The sequence below is a fragment of the Yaniella halotolerans DSM 15476 genome, from assembly GCF_000420805.1.
In the GTDB taxonomy this organism is placed as follows: Bacteria; Actinomycetota; Actinomycetes; order Actinomycetales; family Micrococcaceae; genus Yaniella; species Yaniella halotolerans.
The window spans coordinates 1,302,560-1,325,199 of the sequence record NZ_ATVQ01000001.1 but is presented as its reverse complement, the minus strand read 5'-3'; the positions used below and the strand labels follow the sequence as shown (position 1 = coordinate 1,325,199).

The window sequence follows — 22,640 nt, the reverse complement described above, 5'->3', positions numbered from 1 at the left end:
AGAACTTGCCAGATTAGTCGGATGCTCCCCAGACATCGCCAAGGACTCGCATCCAGTTTTCTCCCATGATCTTCTCAACCCGCGCTTCGGGATGCCCTCGCTGCAGCAGGGTTTCTGTGAGGTTAGGAAATTCACCAATGGTTCGGATCCCCTTGGGGTTGATGATGTTTCCAAATTCAGTCAACCTTCGGGCATAGCCTTTATCGTGGGTGAGCCATTCGAAAAAGGCTGCATCTTGACCTTGGGTAAAATCAGTCCCGATACCTACGGCATCTTCGCCGACGATATTCATGATGTATTCGATTGCTTCCGCATAATCGTCCACGGTCGCATTTACCCCCTTCGCGAGAAACGGTGTAAACATCGTGACGCCAACGAATCCTCCGTGATCTGCGATAAACCGCAGCTCTTCATCGGTTTTGTTCCGCGGATGCTCTTTGAGCCCGAATGGGAGGCAATGTGAGTACGCCACCGGTTTGGAAGACTCCTGGATGATTTCCTGGGAAGTAACCGCACCAACGTGCGAGAGATCGCAAAGCATGCCAACCCGGTTCATCTCCGCGATCACTTCTCGCCCGAAACCGGATAGTCCACCATCACGTTCATAGCAGCCTGTGCCAACGAGATTCTGGGTGTTATAGCAGAGCTGGACGATTCCAACGCCAAGCTTTTTGAAGATTTCAACGTAGCCGAGTTGGTCTTCAAAAGCGTGAGCGTTCTGAAAACCCAGGATTATGCCGGTCCGCCCCTCCCGTTTCGCAGCACGAATGTCTTCGACGGTCGAAACCGGTCGAACGAGTTCAGAGTTTTCCCGGATGAGAGCATTTACCTCGGCAAAACTACGGGCCCAGGTGGGCATCCGGAAAACGGATGACCACCTGGGCCCTTAGCGACTAACCCTTAGGGGCAATAAACGTTGCTAGGTACTACGCACCAAAGAAATCATCGAGTGTCGCATTCGGGTGTTTTGCCAGCGGCGTCACCTTCACGTTCATGTGCGCGAACATCGGGAAGCCCGAGAGTAGCTCGTGCAGTTCGTCGTGGCCATCGACATCAAAGATCGAATAGTTGGCGTACTCGCCAACGACCCGCCAGATGCCTTTCATCAGGCCCTGTCGCTGCAGGTTGCCGGAGTACTCCTTCTCCTGTGCCTGCAGATCCGCCTTGGTGACGGCATCCATGGAGTCCGGAAAAACTACATCCATACGTGCTAGAAACAGCATGTTTGTCCTTTCAGTGCAATTCGGCAGCTACGTGCGGGATACCTTACAGGCTAACGCCAAATATCAGTGGTACGAGCGTGTACATCACCAGCATGATGAGGCCTATAGAAACGATATTGAGGATGACGCCGGCTCGCGTCATCTGTTTGATGGTGATCTCTCCGGAGCCAAAAGCCACGGCGTTTGATGGAGTGGCGACCGGCAGCATGTATGCCGAACACACGGCCAGCGTGACGGCAATGGTCATGAACAACGGATCGATACCAACGCCGATGGCGACAGCACCGAAGATTGGCAGGAAGGCCGCTGCCGTGGCGGTGTTCGACGTAAGCTCAGTGAGCACGAGACTGACCACGATGACGGCGATGATGATCAGCCAGGATTGCATAGAGCTGAGACCTGACACCTGTTCGCCGACCCATTCGCTGAACCCGGTTTGAGTGAACATGGCCGACAGCGACAGGCCGCCTCCAAAGAGCAACAGCAGACCCCAGGGAATCTCTTTTGCCGCGGACCAGCGCAGCAGTGGTGTCCCGGAGCGGTCATCGCGAACGCGTTGGGAGGGCACGATGAAGCAGGCGACGGCGGCAGCCATGGCGACCTGGGCGTCGTTGATTTCACCAAGGAAGGGCATGTTTTCGGCGAACCAACCAATTTGTGCAATGAATGGCACAAAGATCCAAAAGAAGATGGCACCGGCAAAGATCCAACCGACACGACGCTCTGCGGTGGTCATGCGACCTAGCTTGGCGTGCTCGGCACGAATCAGCTCTTTCCCACCGGGGAGTTCGTTAATTTCTGGGCGGTACACCAGTTTTGTCAGCACGAACCAGGCAATGAACAGCATGACGATAGCCCAAGGGACTCCGATGAGCATCCACGTACCAAAGGCCATATCGAAGCCGTGGGATTCCATGAGGTATCCCTTCATCAGCGCCATTGGTGGCTGGCCAATGAGGGTTGCGGTCGAACCGATCGTCACGCCGTATGCGACACCCAGCAGCAGTGATGCTGCAAATTTCTTGCCTGCGGCAGTCTCGTCGATCGATCGTACGAGGTTCAGGATGGATACGGCAATCGGAACCATGATGACCGCGGTGGCCGTGTTCGAAACCCAAGCGGAGATGAACGCCGAAGCGATCATCAAGCCCAGCACAATCTGTGAAGGCTTGGTCCCTACCAGCCGGATCGTCAGCAGTGCCACCCGTAGGTGCAGATTGGACTTCTCCGTTGCTAAACCGAGAATGACCCCGCCCATGACCAGGAAAATCACGGTGCCGGCATATGGTGCAGCAATCTCTTCCATGGTTCCCATGCCAAATAACGGGAACAAGACCAACGGCAGTAAAGACGTCACCGGAATCGGTGCGGCTTCGGTCATCCACCAGATCGCCATCCACAGAGCGCAACCCGCAACAGCACGACCCTCGAACGACAGCGACTCTGGCAAGACCAGGGCCAGGAGTAATCCAGCGACGGGGCCGAGCCCAACGAGCCACCAATTGCGTTTCGTGGCGCGGTCGAGCGCATCCTGAGGTTCATCCTCTGAACCAGCGGGACGGTGCGCCGCTACCTCGGACTGTGGGGCGGTAGCCATACTTCTGCTCCTCAAAACAAGCGCGATACCAAAAATGATGCTGACAGACACTTCTACTGGTGACTGTGTTCACTGTAGACGCTTTTATATAGATACAGAAGTACATGAATACTTGGCATTGATATGCTGTGGCTATGAATGCACACAAAACATGTCTTTCACTTGTACCGTGCCACCGACGTACGCTGATGTTGCCGCACTCACAGTCGACATCCACAGCGTTCAGAGCATAGGAGGCACCATGGTTGAATTACGTCACCTGCGGTATTTCCTTGCTGTCGCAGAGGAAAAACACTTTGGCCGTGCCGCCGACCGCTTGCACATGGCACAGCCTCCGCTGTCGAGTCAGATCAAACAACTTGAGGCCGAACTCGGTACTGTCCTGCTGGAACGCACCACCCGAAAAGTCGAACTCACTGACGCCGGCGCACTGCTCATGAAACGGGCCCGACAGATTCTTGCTGAGGTCGAAGCCACCAAAACAGACGTCGCGGAAATTGGTCGCGGTGCAGCAGGGGTGCTGCGGGTCGGTTTTTCAGGAACGGCCACCTATCGTCTGATGCCCGAAATTGTCCGGGTAGCCCGCGAGCGCTTCCCGCTGGTGCGGTTGCAGATCTCTGGCGAAATGCTCACCCCGCAAATGGAAGAGGGGCTCCTCGAAAACCGGCTCGACGCCGCTATCTTGCGACCACCGGTGCAATCAACCGAGCTCAGCCTCGAAGAAATTCAACACTCCCGCCTCGTGGTGGCCTTAAACCGTCAACACCCGCTGGCCGACAATACCGAACCACTGGATATCAGCGAGCTCGCCAACGAGAACATCGTCGGCTACCCACGTGGCTCATCGGTGTCTTCGGTGGTCTCCGAACTGACCCGCCAGGCTGGGTTTCGCCCCCGCATCGTGCAAGAAGCCACGGAAACATCTACGCTCATCGCCCTTGTCGGAGCCGGCTTGGGCGTCGCCTTCGTGCCCGGCTCGCATTCCTTGCCGCTGAACTCATCGATTGTCATTCGACCACTCACCGACACCGTGACGGTGGGGTTGAGCACGGCATGGCGGACAGGCAACGACAGCCCGCTGCTTGCCTCATTTTTGACGTTGGCCCGCGAGGCCGCTGAAGACCTTGAACATCGAGATAATGTACCAACCTGAAGACGACGTACTTTGGAGACACCATGAAGATCACTGCCGTTGAAGCAATCCCGTATGCCATTCCTTATACGCATCCGTTGAAATTTGCCTCCGGTGAAGTCACAACCGCCGACCACATTGTCGTGCGCATCCACACCGACGCCGGAATCACCGGTACCGCAGATGCACCACCACGGCCATACACTTACGGCGAAACTCAGACTTCGATCAAAGTGATCATCGAGGATGTTTTTGGACCGGAACTCATCGGGCTCGATCCCTTCGACCGCGAAAAAGTTCATGCGATCATGCACCGCACCATTCACAACCAAGTGGCCAAAGGCGCCGTCGATATCGCCCTGTGGGACCTGATGGGCAAGGCTCTCGAAACGCCCGTGCACAAACTGCTGGGCGGCTACACGGATTCCATGCGCGTCAGCCATATGCTCGGTTTCAAACCCGCCGACGAGCTGCTCGAGGAAGCACAGCGTTTCGGCGAACAGTACGGCATCACCACCTTCAAATTGAAAGTTGGTCGTCGTCCACTCTCGTTGGATATTGAAGCGGTTCGTGTACTGCGCGAAGGGCTCGGCGACGACGTCGAAATCTATTTGGACGCCAACCGTGGCTGGACGGCGAATGAGGCTATGGAGGTCCTCCGTCAGACCGCGGAGTACGGGTTGACCATGCTTGAAGAGCCCTGTGACGCGAAAGAGGCCATGAGCCGTCGTCGTCTGGTTGACCACTCGCCCATCCCGATCACCGCCGATGAATCCGTACCGACCGCCGGCGATGCCTCTCGTGAACTGCTATCCGGTGGTGCCAACGCGATCTGCATTAAGACCGCGCGTTCTGGCTTTACCGAAGCCACCGAAATCCTCGGTTTGTGCACCGGCCTGGGAGTCGACGTCACCATGGGCAACCAGATTGACACCCAGGTTGGGTCGCTTGCGACCGTGACTTTCGGTGCGGCGCATCGTGCGTCTTCCGCCCGTGCCGGTGAATTGTCGAACTTCTTAGATATGTCCGACGATCTACTGGCCGAGCCCATTGAAATTGTTGACGGCCGCATTTCTGTTCGCGACCTTCCCGGCGTTGGTGCCGAGATCGACGAGGACAAACTGGCCCACTACCGTACGGATAGCTAAGCCACACCGTGTAGCACCACAAAGAGGAGACCGGTGGCGGCTAAAACCCCACCGGTCGTTCTGAACCGAGGGCACCGATCACATACGAGGCTCCCAACGCGATGGGTAAAGCGACCAGTCCTTGAAAGAGGGTTGCGTAGGCCGCCACCTGCATCGATATGCGTTGCCACAGCACGCCGCACACGAGCCAAGTCCCTCCGTAGGCCAACAAGAAGGCCACCCCGGAGATGTTTTGCTCTGCTAAGAGCCGTAGCGACTCAACCAGGTCCACACCATAAATTGTGCCATCCCGGCCATCTGTGGTCTAGCGTACTTTCGCCGCCTGGGCCACCAGCGCACCAAAAATCTTCTGCCGGTCTTCGGCATTGGCGTTGGCCTCTTCGGGGTGCCACTGCAGCCCGACCACCCAGGTTTTTTCGCGGTGCTCGGTGCCTTCAATCGTGCCGTCTGGTGCGTATGCAGTGACGGCTAAGCCCGCACCGATTTCGTCGATCGACTGGTGGTGGGAGCCTCGGACACTGATGTCGTGTCGTCCTAGGATGCCGGAGATCTTCGAGTTTGGTTCGAGCCTGAGGTTCTCGTCAACAAAACCCTCACCGTCGTCGGGTCTGTGACCGTCGATATGTTGAATGATACTGCCGCCCAAGGCGACGTTCAGCAGTTGTGAGCCTCGGCAAATTCCCAGAACTGGTGCATCGCCTTCGATAGCGTGCTGCAATGATTGCAAACAGAATTGATCCGCGTTGGCGTCGACTCCGACCATCTTTTCATTCAGATCGGCATCAGAGAAGAAGCCTGGGTGAACGTCTGCCCCACCGAGATATATGAAGGCATCAATATCGTCATGCCCAGTCGTACCCGATAGCTGTTGAGCCGGATCAGAGCTATCTATAACTACTGGGCGTCCGCCGGCATCTCTGACTTCTTGCACCGAAGTCAGCGTGAGATCATGCATTGTTTGGACTTCGGCATCGCCAAAATCCGGTGACCATAGGGCTACTACCACAGCTATTGCAGGACGTTCGTCAAGAACATAGTCTTCGTCAATTTGGTAATCAGCCAGAGTGTACCGAGACTGCACTTCAACGTTCAAAAATATCTCCTACCATTTGCACTCGATGAAAGCTTGTTGATCCCAACCATAGTTGTTCACAGCAAGTGGCAATTGCTAGCCCAACCAACACACTATGCTCTTCGTGTTGTGTAAGAGGGATGGAGCCAATCTTTCAGAAAACTCCATCCCTCCATCACCTACAACTCAGAATCGGACAACTTTCTTGTTCATGAACTCTTCGATTCCCAATGGACCAAGTTCACGCCCAATACCAGATCGCTTGACGCCCCCAAAGGGCAGGTCTGGCTGCGAGCCGCCTGCTTCATTGAAGAAGACCATGCCGGTTTCGATTTGATCGGCGACTTCTAGCGCTGCTTCTGGATCTTCCGTGAAGATACTTGAGCCTAGCCCGAAGGGTGAGTCATTGGCTAAGCGCAATGCGTCATCCACCGTTTTGGCCCGGTATACAATCGCGACTGGACCAAAGAGCTCTTCGTAGTAACCACGCATTTCCGGAGTGACGTCAGTTAGGACGGCAGGGCTGAAGTATGTCCCTTTGTCGGAAAGCCGTTCGCCTCCGGTGTGCAAGGTGGCGCCAGCTTTCACCGTGTCCTGCACCTGTTCGATCAATTCTTCGAGTGCTTGTGCGGACGAAATGGGTCCGACAACGCTCTTCGGATCCATCGGATCGCCTACTTGAGCATTTTCGAATTCACGGACCAATACTTCGACGAACTCATCGTAGTATTCATCCATCACGATGAGACGTTTTGGTGAATTACATGCCTGTCCAGCGTTACGTAGACGAGTTTGTGCAATTTTTGTAGCGACCGCCTGGACATCGTTCGTGTCCAATACGAGCAGCGGATCGGAGCCACCGAGTTCAAGAACCATCGGTTTAAGGTGTTGCCCCGCGTTTTTGCCGACTGCCACACCAGCACGTTCACTACCGGTCAAGGAGACACCGAAGATACGCGGATCAGCGATGACATCTGCAATCTGGTCGCTAGAAGCATACATATTAATGTAAGCATTTTCTGGGAGTCCCGCATCGCGTAGGAGCTGTTCAATTGCTGCAGCCGACTCTGGACAATTCCGTGCGTGTTTCAGCAACATCGTATTGCCAAGGATGAGGTTTGGTGCGGCGAAACGCGCTACCTGGTAGTACGGGAAGTTCCAGGGCATAATGCCCACTAGCGCCCCAATAGATTTCTTCTGAAGAAGTGCTCGACCGCCTTCAATGTCGAGTTCCTCATTCGCAAGGAGCTGCTCAGCGTTGTCGGCGTAGTAGCGGAAGATATCGCGGGATGTCTCTGCCTCACCGATACCCTGCCCAACGGGTTTACCCATTTCGCGAGCGATAATCTTGGCAAGCTCTTCTTTACGTTCATCGAACAGATCGGCGGCTTTCCAAACGATCGCCTGCCGTTCGCTCAACGGGCGACGGTTCCATTCACGGTATCCCTGGTCAACCTGTTCAACAGCTTCTGCAACCTCAGCATCCGACATCTCTGGATATGTTGCTTCAACCTCGCCGGTGGCAGGGTTCTTTACCTGATACATTTTGTGGCCTTTCTACACATAAGATCGCAAAGTCTTGAGTAAGTAGTCATGGATAAAGCGGTCTCGTTAAAATAGTCGAGACCGCTTTATCCATTCAGAAAATTTATACCTGCACCCTGTCAGACTGCATGCTGGCAGTAGTTACCAACCAGTCGAAGAGTGCTTGCTGTTGCATATCCGTGGCAGCGTTGTCTTCTGGATGCCATTGAATAGCCACCACCGGGATGGTCGAATCCACGGGTTCCAGCGCTTCAACAATGCCATCCTGTGCAGTTGCAACAGCCCGGAGTCCTGTGCCGATCTGGTCTACAGCCTGATGATGATAGGACGAGACACGAATATGGTCATGCTCATTGAGCACCGAGGCGAGCCGCGAGTCCGATGCAATGTCCACATCGTGAAGATCATTGCGATGTATCTCGTGTTCGGGCGGCAAGTCCTGCATCAACGTTCCGCCATGCATGACGTTGAGCATCTGGAAGCCACGGCACACGGCCAACGTTGGTAGACCGAGTTTCAGCGCAGCGTCCAAAATATTTCGTTCGAATTCATCCTGATACTCATAGTCGGCCACCTTGGTATCGGGCCCAGTTTCCTGGCCGTACATCGCAGGTTTAATATCGTTTCCACCGGGGATCAGCACACCATCGAAGTCCGCTAAGCGATCGAGTGGACTCAGAGGCGATTCAGCAAATAAGGTCACTGGTTCCCCACCGGCGCGGACCACACTTTGCAGCAGTGCCGTCGCGACTGAGTTTCCTGAGAAACGCAGACCGCTCACACTATTGGCCCACATCCCAGCGACAGCAATCTTCGGAACTGTCATGTGGCGTCAACCTTTGAACCCTCAAGTGGGAATTCGAGCGCTGGCATCCACTTCTCCCAGGCCTGCTTCAAGCTACCATCCTGAATCGACGCTTCAAGTCCACGATTGATCGCTTCCCGGAGTTTGTCGTTACCCGGAGTAACACCAATGGCCCAACGATTTTGGGTCTTAATGGTGAAAGCTTCCTCTAGGTCTTCATCTTGCTCGGCAACCGGAAGCATCACGACGTCATCATCAACGAACGCGTCAATATCACCGTTGCGAGTCGCTTCAATCATGGCGCCAAAGACATCTTCACCTTCGAAAGGCACCAAGACTGCGCCGTCGAAAGTTTCGGCCAGCGCCATGTTGGCTGAATTTGCAATCGCACCAACCTTGAGGCCGTGTAACTGCGCCGGTTCCGTAATGCCTGATCCAGACCGCACCAAGATGGTTTCATCAAAGATCGCGTAGGGGTCAGTGAAATCTACCTGGCGAGCACGCTCTTCAGTAATGGCCTGGCCACACCAAACGGCGTCCACTTCACCTGAATTCACAGCCGGGAGCATTTGTTCCCAGTTGAGGTAGACCCACTCAAATTCTTCGCCGATATGGTCGAAAACGATTTGGGCTGCTTCTGGTTCATAACCTACCCGGTTGCCCTGATCATCTTTTAGATCGAATAAGGGTAGGGCTTCGCTGTCAATGCAAGCGATACGTAGCATAGATTGTCTCCTTGAAGTCCGTTGACCCGCTGTTTATGGGATGCTGGCCCAGTACTGGGTGAATTCCCACTCAGTCAGAGTGGAGCAGTAGCGAGCCCATTCGTCTTTCTTGATGTCGAGGTATACCTCGGTGACTTCACGCGGAATGGTGTTCATAAGATATTTATCGGATTCGAATGCGTCGATGGATTCGCCCATGGTGCGTGGAACAGTCAGCCCTGCAAAGTCTGAGACAGAGCCCATTGGTTCGCCGGCATCCAGGTTGTTGGTAATACCGTCGTCCATGGCTGCCAGCAGATAGGTATGAGACAGGTATGGGTTTACCGAAGCGTCTGGTTGACGATATTCCATACGGCCGTTTGCGGAGATGCGCATGGTCGCGTCACGACCATCAAGTCCCCAGCTGAGGTCCATGGTTACATACTGGCCAACATCCCAGAATCGCTTATACGAGTTCACGGTCGAGTTCATCACGAGCGCCGCACCAGGCGTGTGCTTAAGCACGCCTGCGATAGCATTCTTAGCGATATCTGTTGCGTGCAGTTCGACGCGGCCGTCTTCAACAACGTTTTCATTTCCGCGCCAGAGGCTGAGGTTGTGGTGACAGCCATTGCCCATTTTCCCGTTGTAAGGTTTCGGCATGAAGCTTGCTTGCATATCGAGCTCGCGCGCCACCTGTCGGCAGATTTGGCGATAGGTGGTCATGCGATCAGCGGTGAGGTTGGCCTGATCAAAATCCCAGTTGAGCTCAATCTGACCATCGTCTTCGTAGTCACCCTGGATCATGTTGAAGCCCATGGCCTGTGCGTAACTGATGATCTTCTTGTAAACGGGACGCATACGTTCCAGGTTTTCGACCAGGTAGGCAGGAGAAGCGCCGTCTTTGACGATCACGTCTGCCATCGAACCAACCCAGGTCATCTCTGGTTCTAGACCGGAGCGTAGTTCCAGACCGGTTCGGTCAGTGAATTCTTCGTGTGTGATTTTGAAGAGTGAGCGAACATCTGTCGGCAGTACAGAACCGCCGATGTCACCGAAGTGCAGTGGTTCATAAGCGCGGCACCAGATGGTCGCAACGGTAGTGTCCCACGGGATCGATGTGAACGTCTCTGCTTCAGGCAAGGCCCAGAATTCTTTGGCCTCAACGCCTCCGTGAACCATTTCCCCTTCGCGGGTGGTCTGTAGATCAGCCATCGCAGGACGGTGCATGGCGATGCCTTTACGTAGGAAGCGCTCGAAGTGCTGTGCTGGTACAACTTTTGCTACTACGCGTCCCTGCATGGTTGGGATCTGATAGTAGATATATTCTGTACCAGCCGCTTTGATCTTCTCGCTGAGTTCAGCAATGACCTCTTTCGACATGTTGTGTTCGCGGTGGCGCGCGAACGCGTCCTTGTCTGCATAACGCTTTTCTAGTCGCTCGGCAAGCGAGAGATCCTTTGGCGCTGCAGTTTTAATTGCAGAAACTGTAGGTAGAGCGGTCATGGTAATCTCCTTGGAAAAATCCTTTACGTTATGGGTTAGCTACGCTTTTTAAAGCGAATTGGGAGCCTCACTGGGCCGGTGTTCCCCGAGTCGGGAAGCCACTCGTCCGCTCCGTCCAGCTGTAAGTCAGTAATTGCCGCCGAAAGAGTAGCTAGCGCTACAGACATGTCGGCCTTTGCGATGTGTTGACCGATGCACTGGTGTTTTCCTCCACCGAATGTGAAGTGCGCTTTTCGGTCCTTCTCTTCGATGTCGATCTCAGGATCAGGGAAAGCCTGCACATCAGTACCTGACGAAGCGGTGAACAAGTGGACTGTGGTCCCTGATTTGAACTCAACACCCTGGAACTCGAAATCTTCAACTGCTTCGCGGGTAACCCAGCGAGTTGTCGGGTTCACGCGCAGAACTTCTTCGAGCGCGCTGTTCACCAATTTGGGGTTTTCTCCCAACAGATCCCACTGCTCTGGGTTATGAATAAACGTCTGAATAGCCAGACCAAGCTGGTTGCGCGTGGTATCCATACCACCAAACAACATGAGCACGATGGCGTTTCGAAGTTCTTCCGGCGACAGACTGTCACTGTCGCTACTCTGCGTGACGAGCGTGGAAATCACATCGTCAACTGGGTTTTCCCGACGCTCCTGAATCAATGTTTCAACAAATTCGTAGAGTTCATCCACTGCAGTATCAATTTTGTCGATTTCTTCTTTGATATTGACCGAGAGCGCGAGACCAATGGTGTCGGCGCGATCAGCAATGAATTCCCAGTGCTCTTCCGGCAAGCCCAACATGATGCACAGCGCTCGCGTTGCGAATGGAGCAGCAAAATCACTGACGAATTCGATTGATTCCTTGTCTGCGATTTCGTTTACCAACTCATCAGCTAGGTCTTGGAAACTTGCCTTGAGTTTGCGAGCTCGGGCTGGGGAAAACGCGGGATTGAGCAACCGTCGAATACGGGTATGCTCCATGCCTTCCAATACGAGAAGGTTTTTGCTCCACCACGCGTAGAATGAACCGCTATGAACGCCGTGGTGTTCTGGCCATTGCGCACTGCCCTGAGATAGAGACTTACTGCGAAGCAAGGAGCCCACTTCAGCATGACGAAGCACAGCGTACCCGTAGTTCGTCCGAGCGATCCACGACTCATCACGAGCACGTCGAACTTCCTCGGACTGCATCGCGAAGCTCGGGTCTGCAATATTGAAGTACGGCATCTCAAGGGCCTCTTCTGAAACTTGTGTCATGCCACTCCTCCGAAATACATTCATTTTGAGATGATTTATCATTGAATGTGACTTAGCTAATCATAAATTCTTCTGTGAGGCAACTAACATGTTGATGAGTTGCAGAGTGCTCGATCGACCGACGCTGCAGCAATGCACTCGCAGGGACTGCCCGGTTTCAAGAAAATATACCTAAATACATTTATTATCAGCAGTAGAAAAGTAATATTCATCCTGTGAGTTGCACCACAAGACTTTTTCGATAATGATTTAGTAACGAATGATTTAGAAAAGCTAGGCGTAAACACACATTTCGCCGATGAAAGGAAGCTCCATGACTACGGATAAACCACTACAAATCGCTGTTGTGGGCTCTGGTCCAAGCGGCTGCTTTCTTGCGCAAGCACTCAACAGGAAGCGTCCCGATGACATCATCACTGTCTTTGATCAGCTTGCTGCCCCCTACGGTCTCATTCGCTACGGTGTTGCAACAGACCATCAACAAACAAAATCAATTACGCGGCAGTTTGATCGCCTCTTCGCGAAAGAAAACGTCAAGTTTGCAGGCAATATTGAAATCGGCGCTGATATAAAAATCGAAGACCTCCGCGAACAGTTTGACGTGGTCGCGTTAGCTACTGGACGCCCAAATGCTCGCCAGCTTGATATCCCCGGAAAAGATTTAGATGGCGTCTATACCGCTGCAGATCTCATCTACTCGCTAAACTCTTTCCGCGGAAAAACCGATGTGTTCTCAACTTTGGGCGAGCACATCGTGCTAGTAGGTGGTGGAAATGTAGCCCTCGATATCCTGCGCTTCCTAATCAAAGAGCACACCGACTACGACGGAAGCGACGTCAATGACGACGCTTTAGAAGCATATCTCGGTGCTCCCGTAAAAACCGTTACTGTCCTCAACCGCTCCAGCATTGATGAAGCAAAATCCGATTCCGCTATGTTGCGAGAACTCGGAAGCATTGAGGGAGTGCGGTTCACCTCTAACCACGCGCCTGAAGAAGACCTCGATGAAAAATCAGCAGCTGCTCGTCGACGCTCTGCAGTGGATTCACTTGTTGACACTCAAACCTCCGCGCCTCGAGTTGAGGTCGCCTTCCGGTTCTCCACTGCCCCTGAACAGTTTCTAGGCCAAGATACCCTCGAGGGCATCCAGATACATGAGGCCGAGACTCAGCTGCGCTCTGAGATCTATGCGGATTCAGCCATCACCGCCGTCGGGTTCGAAGCCGACGACAAGTCACCAATCTACAAGGGCCACGAGGACCTCATGCGGATCACAGAAGACTCAGGCCGAATCGAGCCTGGCTTCTACCGCACAGGCTGGCTGAAACGCGGAGCAGTTGGAACCATCCCCGCGAATCGTGCTTGCGCACAAGGGGTGGCTAAAGAAATCCTTGCCGACATTGACGAAAACCGTATTCATGACACAGCAGAAAAAAGCGGTCTCGATGGTCTAAGACATCGTTTAGCAGAGGAGCCCATCTCGTTTTCGCAATGGGTTCTAGCTAACGAAAAAGAGCTGAACCTGGCAGATGTCAATCGTATACGCAAGAAATTTGTTGGCCAACGAGACATCATCGCTCAAGCCACGACACAAAACTAAACCCCTCAACATCACCACGAAGGACATATGATGAACATCCAAATTTTATACGGCACGGAATCAGGCAACACGGAACTTCTTGCGATGGACCTCGAAGAAGAAATTGCAGATTCAGGCGACCACGAGGTCGAGTTCGCCGACCTTCAAGAGTACGAGGTGAGCAGCCTTGACTCCTCGAAGTACTACATCTTCGCATGCTCTACACATGGCGAAGGAGAGCTGCCTTATACAGCGCAAGAGTTCTATGAAACACTCGTCGAAGAATCTCCAGACCTCAGTGATGTCTACTATGCGATGTTCGGGCTTGGAGATCGGTTCTATGAAGATACATACAGCCAAGGCAGCGAAGTACTCGACAAGAAATTGTCGGAGCTCGGTGCTACCCGTGTAGGCGAGTACGGCAGACATGATGCATCGTCTCTTGAAGTGACACCTTCCGATGCTGCACTAGAGTGGCTACCACAAGCTCTCGCAGCTTTCTCAGAAATTGGAGAAGATGTCTCTGCCGCTAGTTGAGCGAGAGACCGCGGCTTCGGGAGTCGTCCCTGAAGTACCTCCGTACCCCGAAAGTCGAATGCACTCTCACATACCCCTTGTTGGTGAAGCAGCCTCCGGCGTTATACCACTCGGTTACGAGCACAGTCATGCAGGTCAAATTGCCACGGCTATATCACTTGGCGAGCTGGCTGTTGGTGATCGCTTACCTGCAGAATCTGAGCTTGCTGATCAATTCGGTGTAGCTATCGCAACGATTAGAAAATCGCTAGCCGAGCTCCGTGACAAGGGGCTCGTGGAAACTCACCGCGGGAGGAGCGGTGGCACATTTGTCATCAAGGTCCCGTTTCCAACGAGCAATCAGGTCAGCCAGTATCTAGACGGCATTAGTATCGTCAACTTGCGAGACTTCGGCGACGAGAGAGTAACGATAAGCCGCGGCATTGTGCACCTAGCATGTCAACGGGCACAAGCGGCATCTCTTCAGGCCCTGGAACGTGCTGCAGACCGTCTGCTAAATGCCGAGGACGCGTCAGCACAGGCGAGCGAATATAGTAGATTCCATACGCAACTGGCAGTCGCAGCGCAATCACCACGACTGCTACGACTCCAGATGCGCCTCCTCAGCGAGATCACTTCATTGCTCTGGTCTCCCGGCGGCGCTGGGATGACTCCCGCCCTCGTTCAACGGGATCACGAAGTGATTCTTGAAGCCCTGGCACAACGTGATGTCTCCAATGCCCAACAGTCAATGGAACGTCATGTGCAAGACGGCATTTATCGGTTGATCGATGCCAAACTGACCCTGCAGAACCGACCTGAGACAGAGTAGGTTTCATGGAATTTGCTCACACCACAACTGAAATAACCCAGCGGCTATCGGACTGGACAGAGAATATTTTCGATGGCGTCACCCAAGTACGCACGAAGTTTGTCAACGTAGTTGAACAGCATGTAGAAAAGTCACCAAAGTTCTACGTCTCATCGGCAGAGCGGAAGATGCTGCATGAAGTAGCAGCCGAACACCTCGCGGCACGACCAGCAACAGATGGTGTAGGCCTGATCTTTCAACGGGAGCTTGTGCACGCTTCGTCTCCCGCGCTGGAATGGTGGATTCGATTCGGGGACCATTGTCGCTGGCAAGAGTTTGATAACGACCCGTCGTCTCCAAGATTCTACGACTATGAGCAGTTGGAATGGTTCCGAGGGGGATTTGGCGCCGAAGCTCGGACCATTGCTGGCCCCTACATAGATTATCTTGGCGTCGACGAATACATTACGACCTGGGTCATCCCACTGGTGGTTAATCATAAAACCGTGGGGGTCGTTGGTGCAGACCTTAAAGTTGACACCCTTGAAAAATGTCTTATCCCTATCCTTCAGAAAGCCCCTAACGGGCGCGCAGCGCTGGTTAATGAGGGCGGTCGAGTGATTGTTAGTACCATCGGCCCCTACGGCTCGGGAGCCTTGCTTGAGACTGCCCCGCCCGGGTACACCCTCCAGCCCCTATGTGTTGCCGACATGGACTTGCAACTGCTCTTTGAAAAAAGCTAAACCTCGCTTTCGTGAGAAGACTGCATCTTCATACAACATGCAGCTTGAGGCAGCCTTCTGAGGCGCGCCCAGCGACATACGTATCAATTCCCTCCGGTTGGATGATTAGACGGAAAATTTTGCTTTGAAGACCTTGTAAACCTTCAGAAAAGAAGGTATTAATAGATGAAAGCAAAATGTGACTCATGCAACACCCTCGCTGAATTGGTCACGCGCTAGAAAGAATCGAACCGCCGGATTTCACCGGCCCTGCAACGCTGATAGCGCCACAACCCCCGCCGCCATTAGCCAACCAGCCCGCGTCGATCTTCCCTCCGAGACTAAGGAATCCAGTGCTCTCAACTCGTGAAATATCTGCGGATCACACGCACGCGAAGTTGGCCAGTAGCACTCGTGTACTGGCAGCAGGGGCCGCAGTCCATATGGGCAAGCAAGCTGCTGCACGGACTCTTCATCAACCTTCCAACGAGATCTTTCTGCCCGCACTACGCTAAAACAAATATTGCATCACTAAATGTTTTTATGGGACGAGAAACCCTCATAATTTTCCGCTCATCTTTGAGCACGTCACTCACCAACGACAACTACAAGTCACCCGCTGACATGAGTACCAGACGTAACGGTCTACACATGTCCTGGACTTAGTGAAAACCGTTCTCGGCTCGACCACAGAGTTGTCATTTCTTACGGAGACTCAAAACTATGGAACTTATCGGCGACATAATTGTCTACAGCATGATGGTTGCCCTCATCATCGGTGCAGCTGCCCATATCCTCCGACCCAGCTCAGAGCTTGGCCTGGAGTTCAAACAGGGCATCCTTACCATGGGGCATATTTTTATTCCCATCGCAGGAATCATGACACTGATACCTGTCTTGGTCCCCCTCATCAACTCGGTTGTTGCGCCGGTCTACTCCGCGGTTCAATCGGATGCTTCCATCGCGGTGAGCACCTTTATTCCGGGCGATCTCGGGTCGTATCACCTGTCTCACGCAGTGGCTGATAGTCACGGTGCATGGATTCTCGCGTTCACGGTGAGTACAACCGCGGGCGCAACGATTGCTTTCTGTATTCCGGTCGGACTTTCAATCTTGCAAAAACGGGATCACAAGTATCTTGCGCTTGGTGTCATGTCTGGATTCCTCGCGATTCCCTTTGCTTCATTGATCATGGCACTGGTGCTGTTGCAAACGGGCGTTCCCCTCCGGGAAGGTCTTGAAACCACAGGGCCTGGTACACGCCCCTTTGATCTTTCATTTTCTGAAATTTTGCTCAACCTCCTTCCGCTAGCGGTCATTATGGTTGTGCTGTCGCTAGCCTTGCGTTTCTTCACGCAACAGATGATTGCTGCATTCCTCATCTTCGGGCGTGCTATCCAGATCATTACTACGATCGCGGTAGCTCTTTCGATTGTCGAATACTTTACCGGGGTCTTTTCCGCGCTATTTGGCGGTTGGCCATTGGCCCCATTCATGGCCGATACAGAGGACCAGATGCGAGCACTGGAAATCGTCGGCGCGATTTCCATCATGCTGGCAGGTGCCTTCCCACTAATTTTCCTTGTGAGAAAAGCACTATCTAAGCCGCTCGAGGCCATGGGTCAACGAGTTGGCCTGTCTGAAGCAGGCATCGCTGGTTTCTTGGCTGTGGCCGCCAACGCTGTGGCATTGTTCCCACTGATTCGTCATATGCCGCCTAAGGACAAGGTCCTCACGCTGGCATTTATGGTGTGTTCAGCTTTCGCGATTGGTGACTATCTGGCCTTCACCGCAACTTTCCAGCCGAACATGATCGTCACCATGATCGTAGGCAAAATTGGCGGTGGACTGATCGCGGTGCTGTTCGCCATATGGTTGGCATTACCGTATGCACGGAAACTCGAGCAGGCTGACATTGAAGCAGATCGCCTCGCGGCTGAAGTTTCCGAGCAAGATAGCCCGGAGGGCACTGCCTCTACAGCAGAGTCGGAAGCTGTCACGGCTAAAGTCTAAGATCAACTGCATTAAACATATGGTGGCCTGGACGGGTTTTAGTTCCCTTCCAGGCCACCATTAATTAAAGGCTTACTGGCTCACCTACTAGCCTCAGTGAATCTAGCGAGGCAAGGAGGTATCTACGTTGGCAAACCGAGCGTCTTTTACCGCATCGCTGCCCGCTTGTTTCACAAGTGCTTCGAAGAGTGTGGCCAAGTCTTTTTTGTTAGCCTGTTCGTCCTCTGGGTGCCATTGAACGCCAATGAACCACGACTTTTCTGGATGCTCTGTTGCTTGCACAATTCCATCACGAGCAAAAGCCACGGCGTTGAGTTCCTCTGCTACCTGATCTACCGCCTGATGATGTCCGTTTCGCACCGTAAGTGTTTGACTGCCAAGTACTGCGGATAGTCGACTGCCTGCCACAACATCAACTGGTTCGCTGATAAAGGCGACATTTCCGGCGTCGTCGATAACTTCCCGGTGCCCATCTATATGTTGATGGATAGTACCGCCCAGGGCTGCGTTTAGCAGTTGCGAACCCCGACAAATTCCCAGAGTGGGCATATCGTCAGAGGCGCATTTTTGAATAGAGTCGATGCAAAATTTGTCGGCTTTGGGGTCTACTCCCTCAAGCTTTTCTGCTAAATCAACGTCGGAGAAGAAGCCCGGGTGGATGTCTGCACCCCCGAGATACACGACTGCATCGACACCGCTGAGCCAACCGGTTCCAGATGCCTGAAGCTGTTCGTCTGAACTATCAATGATCAGAGGGCGCCCACCGGCATTCCGGACAGCTTGTGTCCCATTAGCGGTCAAGTCATGAGCCACCTGCACGGCAGCATCACTCATATCAGGCGCCCACAATGAGACAACCAGACCGACAACAGGGCGTCCGTCGTCTTCAAAATCTTCGTTTTTCTGAAAGTCCGCCAGCTTCAGACCTGGATGTCCCTGTGTCGTCACAATCGCTCCTTCTCCACTTTATTACATCCAGTATTAGATGTATTCGTTACTCTATGTGCGCGACAACTACAATTCAAAGAGCTGGCAGGCGTATGGGGTGCACATCGGGCGTCTGCCCTCACGCCGTTCAGTTTCTTACTGCTGCGCAAAACTCCCCCGCTATCACATAGATCACACGCTCTGCTCTCGTAGCTTGAATTAGTGGTCAGTGCTAGTTCACCGCGGTATTCTGGGAGAAGTACTTTCTTTTGCTGTGTTCAAGCGAAATCAACACTTTGCGTACTGCACTACACAGGGTGCACTACGGTAAGGAGATCTGGTGTCCAACAGTTCCATTATGACTACCCACGTCACGCCATCACCGGGGCAAAAGGTCCAAGCGGACCTTGCTCGCACATGGTTACTAGTCAATGCTGTTCAACCAGAACGATTTTCCGCTGCTATTGATTCGGCCGCCGACGTCGTCCTCTACGACATCGAAGACGCTGTGGCTCCCAAAGATAAAGATATCGCTCGCAAAAATGTGATCGACTGGTTTGCCGCTGGCAACACCGGCTGGGTCCGCATCAACGGCTACGGCAGCCCCTGGTGGGAGCAAGATGTCGCCGAACTGGCCAAATACATCTCGAACGAACTCGACGGCCCCCACCATAACGGTGGCCTGCTGGGTGTCATGTTGGCCATGACCGAATCCACCGACCACGTGAACGAAACCGCAGCACGTCTACCGGGTGTGCCAATCGTTGCACTGGTAGAAACAGCTCGCGGTTTGCAGCGCATTAACTCTATCGCCGCCGCCCGAGGCACCTTCCGTCTCGCCTTCGGCATTGGCGATTTCCGTCGTGACACCGGCTTTGGTGGCTCACCGATTGCGTTGGCCTACGCACGCAGCCAGTTCACCATCGCATCACAGGCGGCCATGCTGCCCTCCCCCGTTGATGGTCCAACCCAAGGCACCTCGGGCAAAGTCCTCACCGAAGCCGCATCGGTCTCCGATGAGTTCGGTTTCTCTGGCAAACTGTGCCTGCTGCCCGAGCAAACCGCGACCATCAATGAAGCCCTGAGCCCGTCGCAGGAAGAACTCACCTGGGCACACGACTTCCTCGATGCTTTTGAAAACGACGGCGGACAGATCCGCAACGGCTCCGACCTCCCCCGCTTGGCACGCTCCAACAGCACCATTGAACTGGCCAACGCGCTAGGTATCGAATGGTGCCGCCCGGCAACCTCGGATAACTACGCGACCGCTCCCACGGATACCTACCACTACTAAAGAACGGTATTCATGGCCCCGCTCCCCTCACAACGCCTTTGGACGGCGGACTACTTCCGTGCGTTCATTGTGCACCTCGGGGTCAGCATGGTGTTCATTACGCTGATGTCGTTTATGGCGCTCTACGCCGCCGAACGATTCAGCGTCAACGACACCGCAGCTGGCTTTGCCGCGAGCGCATTCGTCGCCGGCGGAGCACTGGCCCGCGTGCTCATCGGAAAATACTTAGACTTCCTCGGGCGTAAACGCACACTCGTCTTCGTGCTGCTGGTGTTCGTGGCATGTGCACTGCTGTATCCGGTGACGGACCACTATGTGGTTCTGCTGCTGGTGCGTATCATCCACGGGGCCGCCTTTGGTGTCGCTTCCACCACGATTACCTCGATAGCCATTACCCTGGTGCCGGCAGTCCGGCTGGGCGAAGGCCTAGGCTATATGGCGCTGGCCGCCACGCTTTCCAATGCGATTGGCCCACTGGCGGCACTGCAACTACATGAACGGGCTTCCAATCTGTGGGTATTTGGCTTTACCCTCGTCTGTACTCTGTTTGCCCTGATAGCCGCCTTGTTCATGACCGTTCGCGAGCGCACCCCGACCGAGGATGAGTATCGTCGACGGTGGCGTATCCGGGGTTCAGATCTTGTGGACCCGCGGGTCCTTCCCATAGCCGTGGTCGGGTTACTGACGACGCTTGGCTATTCGGTCATCATGACCTTCTTGCCCGCCTACCTTGTTGGTCTGGACATGGTGAACATCGCCTCGTTGTTCTTCCTCATTTGGGCATTGGCGATGTTGATCGTCCGGTTATTTGCCGGCCGTCTACACGATCGCTACGGGGACAACGCCGTGATCCCCGGCGCGCTAATATCGCTCACCGCAGGGCTCGTCATCCTCGCGCTGGCAAGCGCTGACTGGCACTTCATCATCGCAGCGATCTTGGGCGGTTTCGGCCACGGTGCAGCGCTACCGGGCATACAGACGGCCGGTATTAAACGCACCACCTCCCACCGGGTGCCGATCGCGACGTCGACGCACTACCTGGCGTTGGATTCGGGTTTGGCCATCGGTCCGGTCATGCTGGGGTTCATCATCCACATGGCCGGTTACTCGGTCCTATACTTTGCCGGAGCAGGGATCGTTGCACTGGGGCTACTCGTGTACTGGCTCGGGCATGGTCGCCGCGCTGCACACGCAGCAACCTCCTAAGCGTCCACATCCGTTTCCCGGTCTTCGTCGAAGGCCTGTTCCCTGGCGTATTTATGTACGCGTTCCAAGATCGCATACTGTTCTTGCGCGTCATCGACCAGTTGCCGGAAGACCTCCGAAGAAACTCCCAGTGCTTGGGCTTCGTTGAGCATCGTCCGCCAGCCGTGGAGCTTGCCCGTGACCGCAGACAACATGAGTTCGGTTTCTAACACGAGCACCGACGGGGTAATTTTCATACCTTCTGGGAAGAACGATTTGATCCGCGCGACGCGTTCACCCACCCAGAGGGCAGGACCTGCGATAGCCGGACGGGAGAACTGCTGCCGTTTCATCAATTCCTGTAAGAAATTGTGTTCGGCGCGGATCTGCTCGGCCACAGCAGCAAGGTCCTCATAGACCGGGGAATTCATAAACGATTCTGCCAGTTTTTCAATGCGCTTGAGTCCTGCCGTTGCTCCGGCAAGATGATCAGCCATGTACTGCCGCAATGCTGTGGCATCAACGTCGTCAGCGACCCGGTGCTCTGGGGAGGGCAGCCATGCTTCATCTACGGGAGTGCCACCACGTGCCCGCATGGGAGCTGAGGCGGTACCCTCCCCGTCGGCCATGCCCTGTATCAACTCGTCCAGGGCTTCAGCACCGCTGATCTTCGGCGCCCACCCGAGTTCACGCTTGGCACGCGAATTATCCATGAGTGGGACCTTCACGGCCATGTCTAACCAGCCCTCGTCCATGGCCAGTACCCCGGAGCGATGCGCAGCTTTGAGCAGGGGGCGTAAGGGTTTTGCCGGAACCGGCAGCACCCGCCCAAATTTCGGTTTGCGCGTCACCACGCCCCCGATGGTTTTGGCATCGAGAATGTCATCGGCGCAAATATTGAAGGCGCCGTGAGCCCCCTGCACCGCCGCTTCGACGTAGGCGCGTGCGACGTCGTCGGTGTGTACCGCTTGAGTACGGGCGCCTTTAGGGAACGGGATGATGGGCGGACGCGCATGCCGCAGGACCTGGACGGGTATCCAGCTGCCAAGGAAGTACCGTTGAATTTCGGAGCCGGCGCTGCCCTGGAATTTTAGTGCCGCTCGGATCCGGGCAACCCGAACCTCGGGATAGTTCTTTTCAAACTCATCCATGACACGCTCTTGGGCCGCTTTGTCGACGCTGTAGTGCGAACCGGCAATACCACCGGTCGGCCAGGATTCGTCACGCAGCTCATCGTCGTCCACGGGGGAATAGGCGCCAACCGATGACGCAACGACCACGGTTTTGACTCCAGCCTGCGCTGCGGCTTCCAGCACATAGTGGGTGCCATCTACGTTCACTGTGCGTAGCAGTTCCCGTTTCGTATTGGGTTGGATCAGCCAGGCCAGATGAATTACCACATCGTAGCCTCTGAACAGTTCGGCAAGCTCGGAGCGTGCAGCCGAGAACTGCAGGTCCACGCTCTCCCAGGCCGCGTACTTATAGGGCTGGGTTTCTTCATCCGGGAGACGCCGGGCAATCCCCAGGATCGATTCCACGGTGTCGCGGCTTGCGAGTTCACGCAACACCGCTGTCCCGGCGTTTCCGGTTGCTCCTACGACTGCAATACGCATT

General features: G+C 54.4%; 21 protein-coding genes. 9 read left to right on the top strand and 12 right to left on the bottom strand.

Annotation, left to right across the window (positions count from 1 at the left end; all coding sequences use genetic code 11):
* Window positions 1-13: 13 nt before the first annotated feature.
* From G583_RS14745 to G583_RS0106375, 3 genes are all read right to left on the bottom strand, one after another.
* A complete protein-coding gene (locus G583_RS14745; protein ID WP_022870359.1) occupies window positions 14-859 on the bottom strand; it encodes a dipeptidase in 846 nt (281 codons plus the stop codon).
* A 67-nt stretch (window positions 860-926) separates the two neighbouring features.
* Window positions 927-1,223: a muconolactone Delta-isomerase gene (gene catC / locus G583_RS0106380; protein WP_022870358.1), complete on the bottom strand. Its 297-nt coding sequence runs from the start codon at window positions 1,221-1,223 to the stop codon at window positions 927-929.
* Between the two features lie 43 nt (window positions 1,224-1,266).
* Entirely contained in the window at window positions 1,267-2,820 is a 1,554-nt protein-coding gene (locus G583_RS0106375) for an SLC13 family permease (protein ID WP_022870357.1), read from the bottom strand.
* Window positions 2,821-3,061: 241 nt separating this feature from the next.
* On the opposite strand from G583_RS0106375, the gene G583_RS0106370 reads away from it, so the two are divergent.
* Window positions 3,062-3,973 carry a LysR substrate-binding domain-containing protein gene (locus G583_RS0106370; RefSeq protein ID WP_022870356.1) on the top strand — a complete coding sequence of 304 codons (912 nt, stop codon included), beginning with the start codon at window positions 3,062-3,064 and terminating at the stop codon, window positions 3,971-3,973.
* Between the two features lie 23 nt (window positions 3,974-3,996).
* The gene (locus G583_RS0106365) at window positions 3,997-5,100 is read left to right on the top strand and encodes a mandelate racemase/muconate lactonizing enzyme family protein (protein WP_022870355.1); all 1,104 of its coding nucleotides are present in this window, start codon (window positions 3,997-3,999) and stop codon (window positions 5,098-5,100) included.
* Window positions 5,101-5,140: 40 nt separating this feature from the next.
* On the opposite strand, the gene G583_RS0106360 is transcribed toward G583_RS0106365, so the two are convergent.
* From G583_RS0106360 to G583_RS0106330, 7 genes are all read right to left on the bottom strand, one after another.
* A complete protein-coding gene (locus G583_RS0106360; protein WP_022870354.1) occupies window positions 5,141-5,371 on the bottom strand; it encodes a DUF7010 family protein in 231 nt (76 codons plus the stop codon).
* Between the two features lie 33 nt (window positions 5,372-5,404).
* Window positions 5,405-6,193 (bottom strand): gamma-glutamyl-gamma-aminobutyrate hydrolase family protein, encoded by a 789-nt coding sequence (locus tag G583_RS0106355; protein ID WP_022870353.1) that lies wholly within the window; start codon window positions 6,191-6,193, stop codon window positions 5,405-5,407.
* A gap of 165 nt (window positions 6,194-6,358) precedes the next feature.
* The gene (locus tag G583_RS0106350; protein WP_022870352.1) at window positions 6,359-7,717 is read right to left on the bottom strand and encodes an NAD-dependent succinate-semialdehyde dehydrogenase; all 1,359 of its coding nucleotides are present in this window, start codon (window positions 7,715-7,717) and stop codon (window positions 6,359-6,361) included.
* 103 nt (window positions 7,718-7,820) lie between these two features.
* On the bottom strand, window positions 7,821-8,543 hold the full coding sequence (locus tag G583_RS14740) for a gamma-glutamyl-gamma-aminobutyrate hydrolase family protein (RefSeq protein WP_022870351.1): 723 nt from the start codon (window positions 8,541-8,543) through the stop codon (window positions 7,821-7,823).
* Window positions 8,540-9,247, bottom strand: a complete 708-nt coding sequence (locus tag G583_RS0106340) for a substrate-binding periplasmic protein (RefSeq protein WP_022870350.1) — start codon at window positions 9,245-9,247, stop codon at window positions 8,540-8,542. Before G583_RS0106340 ends, G583_RS14740 begins: the two co-directional genes overlap by 4 nt.
* 33 nt (window positions 9,248-9,280) lie before the next feature.
* Window positions 9,281-10,732, bottom strand: a complete 1,452-nt coding sequence (locus tag G583_RS0106335; protein ID WP_022870349.1) for a glutamine synthetase family protein — start codon at window positions 10,730-10,732, stop codon at window positions 9,281-9,283.
* Window positions 10,733-10,767: 35 nt separating this feature from the next.
* Window positions 10,768-11,979, bottom strand: coding sequence for a cytochrome P450 (locus tag G583_RS0106330; RefSeq protein WP_022870348.1), 1,212 nt, complete (start codon window positions 11,977-11,979; stop codon window positions 10,768-10,770).
* A 313-nt stretch (window positions 11,980-12,292) separates the two neighbouring features.
* On the opposite strand from G583_RS0106330, the gene G583_RS0106325 reads away from it, so the two are divergent.
* The 5 genes from G583_RS0106325 to G583_RS14730 all read left to right on the top strand — a co-directional run bounded on the left by G583_RS0106325 (window position 12,293) and on the right by G583_RS14730 (window position 17,620).
* Window positions 12,293-13,579, top strand: coding sequence for an FAD-dependent oxidoreductase (locus G583_RS0106325; protein WP_022870347.1), 1,287 nt, complete (start codon window positions 12,293-12,295; stop codon window positions 13,577-13,579).
* Between the two features lie 27 nt (window positions 13,580-13,606).
* Window positions 13,607-14,095 (top strand): flavodoxin domain-containing protein, encoded by a 489-nt coding sequence (locus G583_RS0106320; protein ID WP_245540581.1) that lies wholly within the window; start codon window positions 13,607-13,609, stop codon window positions 14,093-14,095.
* Window positions 14,076-14,906 (top strand): FadR/GntR family transcriptional regulator, encoded by an 831-nt coding sequence (locus G583_RS0106315; protein ID WP_022870345.1) that lies wholly within the window; start codon window positions 14,076-14,078, stop codon window positions 14,904-14,906. The genes G583_RS0106320 and G583_RS0106315 overlap by 20 nt, the downstream gene beginning before the upstream one ends.
* Window positions 14,907-14,911: 5 nt before the next feature.
* Window positions 14,912-15,628, top strand: a complete 717-nt coding sequence (locus G583_RS16300; protein WP_022870344.1) for a cache domain-containing protein — start codon at window positions 14,912-14,914, stop codon at window positions 15,626-15,628.
* 702 nt (window positions 15,629-16,330) lie between these two features.
* Window positions 16,331-17,620: an ethanolamine utilization protein EutH gene (locus tag G583_RS14730; protein WP_022870343.1), complete on the top strand. Its 1,290-nt coding sequence runs from the start codon at window positions 16,331-16,333 to the stop codon at window positions 17,618-17,620.
* Between the two features lie 102 nt (window positions 17,621-17,722).
* Here G583_RS14730 and G583_RS14725 read toward each other — a convergent pair whose 3' ends face one another.
* Window positions 17,723-18,568 (bottom strand): gamma-glutamyl-gamma-aminobutyrate hydrolase family protein, encoded by an 846-nt coding sequence (locus tag G583_RS14725; protein WP_022870342.1) that lies wholly within the window; start codon window positions 18,566-18,568, stop codon window positions 17,723-17,725.
* A gap of 337 nt (window positions 18,569-18,905) precedes the next feature.
* On the opposite strand from G583_RS14725, the gene G583_RS0106295 reads away from it, so the two are divergent.
* The gene (locus tag G583_RS0106295; protein WP_029629319.1) at window positions 18,906-19,841 is read left to right on the top strand and encodes an HpcH/HpaI aldolase/citrate lyase family protein; all 936 of its coding nucleotides are present in this window, start codon (window positions 18,906-18,908) and stop codon (window positions 19,839-19,841) included.
* 12 nt (window positions 19,842-19,853) lie between these two features.
* The gene (locus G583_RS0106290) at window positions 19,854-21,047 is read left to right on the top strand and encodes an MFS transporter (protein WP_022870340.1); all 1,194 of its coding nucleotides are present in this window, start codon (window positions 19,854-19,856) and stop codon (window positions 21,045-21,047) included.
* Here the strand turns inward: G583_RS0106290 and G583_RS0106285 are convergent.
* Window positions 21,044-22,639: an NAD-dependent epimerase/dehydratase family protein gene (locus G583_RS0106285; RefSeq protein ID WP_022870339.1), complete on the bottom strand. Its 1,596-nt coding sequence runs from the start codon at window positions 22,637-22,639 to the stop codon at window positions 21,044-21,046. The two genes, G583_RS0106290 and G583_RS0106285, sit on opposite strands and share 4 nt — an antisense overlap.
* Window position 22,640 lies beyond the last annotated feature (1 nt).

Coding starts and splice junctions, on each gene's coding strand:
- G583_RS14745 (WP_022870359.1), bottom strand. CDS start 859: ATGCCCACCTGGGCCCGTAGTTTTGCCGAGGTAAATGCTCTCATCCGG.
- catC (WP_022870358.1), bottom strand. CDS start 1,223: ATGCTGTTTCTAGCACGTATGGATGTAGTTTTTCCGGACTCCATGGAT.
- G583_RS0106375 (WP_022870357.1), bottom strand. CDS start 2,820: ATGGCTACCGCCCCACAGTCCGAGGTAGCGGCGCACCGTCCCGCTGGT.
- G583_RS0106370 (WP_022870356.1), top strand. CDS start 3,062: ATGGTTGAATTACGTCACCTGCGGTATTTCCTTGCTGTCGCAGAGGAA.
- G583_RS0106365 (WP_022870355.1), top strand. CDS start 3,997: ATGAAGATCACTGCCGTTGAAGCAATCCCGTATGCCATTCCTTATACG.
- G583_RS0106350 (WP_022870352.1), bottom strand. CDS start 7,717: ATGTATCAGGTAAAGAACCCTGCCACCGGCGAGGTTGAAGCAACATAT.
- G583_RS14740 (WP_022870351.1), bottom strand. CDS start 8,543: ATGACAGTTCCGAAGATTGCTGTCGCTGGGATGTGGGCCAATAGTGTG.
- G583_RS0106340 (WP_022870350.1), bottom strand. CDS start 9,247: ATGCTACGTATCGCTTGCATTGACAGCGAAGCCCTACCCTTATTCGAT.
- G583_RS0106335 (WP_022870349.1), bottom strand. CDS start 10,732: ATGACCGCTCTACCTACAGTTTCTGCAATTAAAACTGCAGCGCCAAAG.
- G583_RS0106330 (WP_022870348.1), bottom strand. CDS start 11,979: ATGACACAAGTTTCAGAAGAGGCCCTTGAGATGCCGTACTTCAATATT.
- G583_RS0106325 (WP_022870347.1), top strand. CDS start 12,293: ATGACTACGGATAAACCACTACAAATCGCTGTTGTGGGCTCTGGTCCA.
- G583_RS0106320 (WP_245540581.1), top strand. CDS start 13,607: ATGATGAACATCCAAATTTTATACGGCACGGAATCAGGCAACACGGAA.
- G583_RS0106315 (WP_022870345.1), top strand. CDS start 14,076: ATGTCTCTGCCGCTAGTTGAGCGAGAGACCGCGGCTTCGGGAGTCGTC.
- G583_RS16300 (WP_022870344.1), top strand. CDS start 14,912: ATGGAATTTGCTCACACCACAACTGAAATAACCCAGCGGCTATCGGAC.
- G583_RS14730 (WP_022870343.1), top strand. CDS start 16,331: ATGGAACTTATCGGCGACATAATTGTCTACAGCATGATGGTTGCCCTC.
- G583_RS0106295 (WP_029629319.1), top strand. CDS start 18,906: ATGACTACCCACGTCACGCCATCACCGGGGCAAAAGGTCCAAGCGGAC.
- G583_RS0106290 (WP_022870340.1), top strand. CDS start 19,854: ATGGCCCCGCTCCCCTCACAACGCCTTTGGACGGCGGACTACTTCCGT.
- G583_RS0106285 (WP_022870339.1), bottom strand. CDS start 22,639: ATGCGTATTGCAGTCGTAGGAGCAACCGGAAACGCCGGGACAGCGGTG.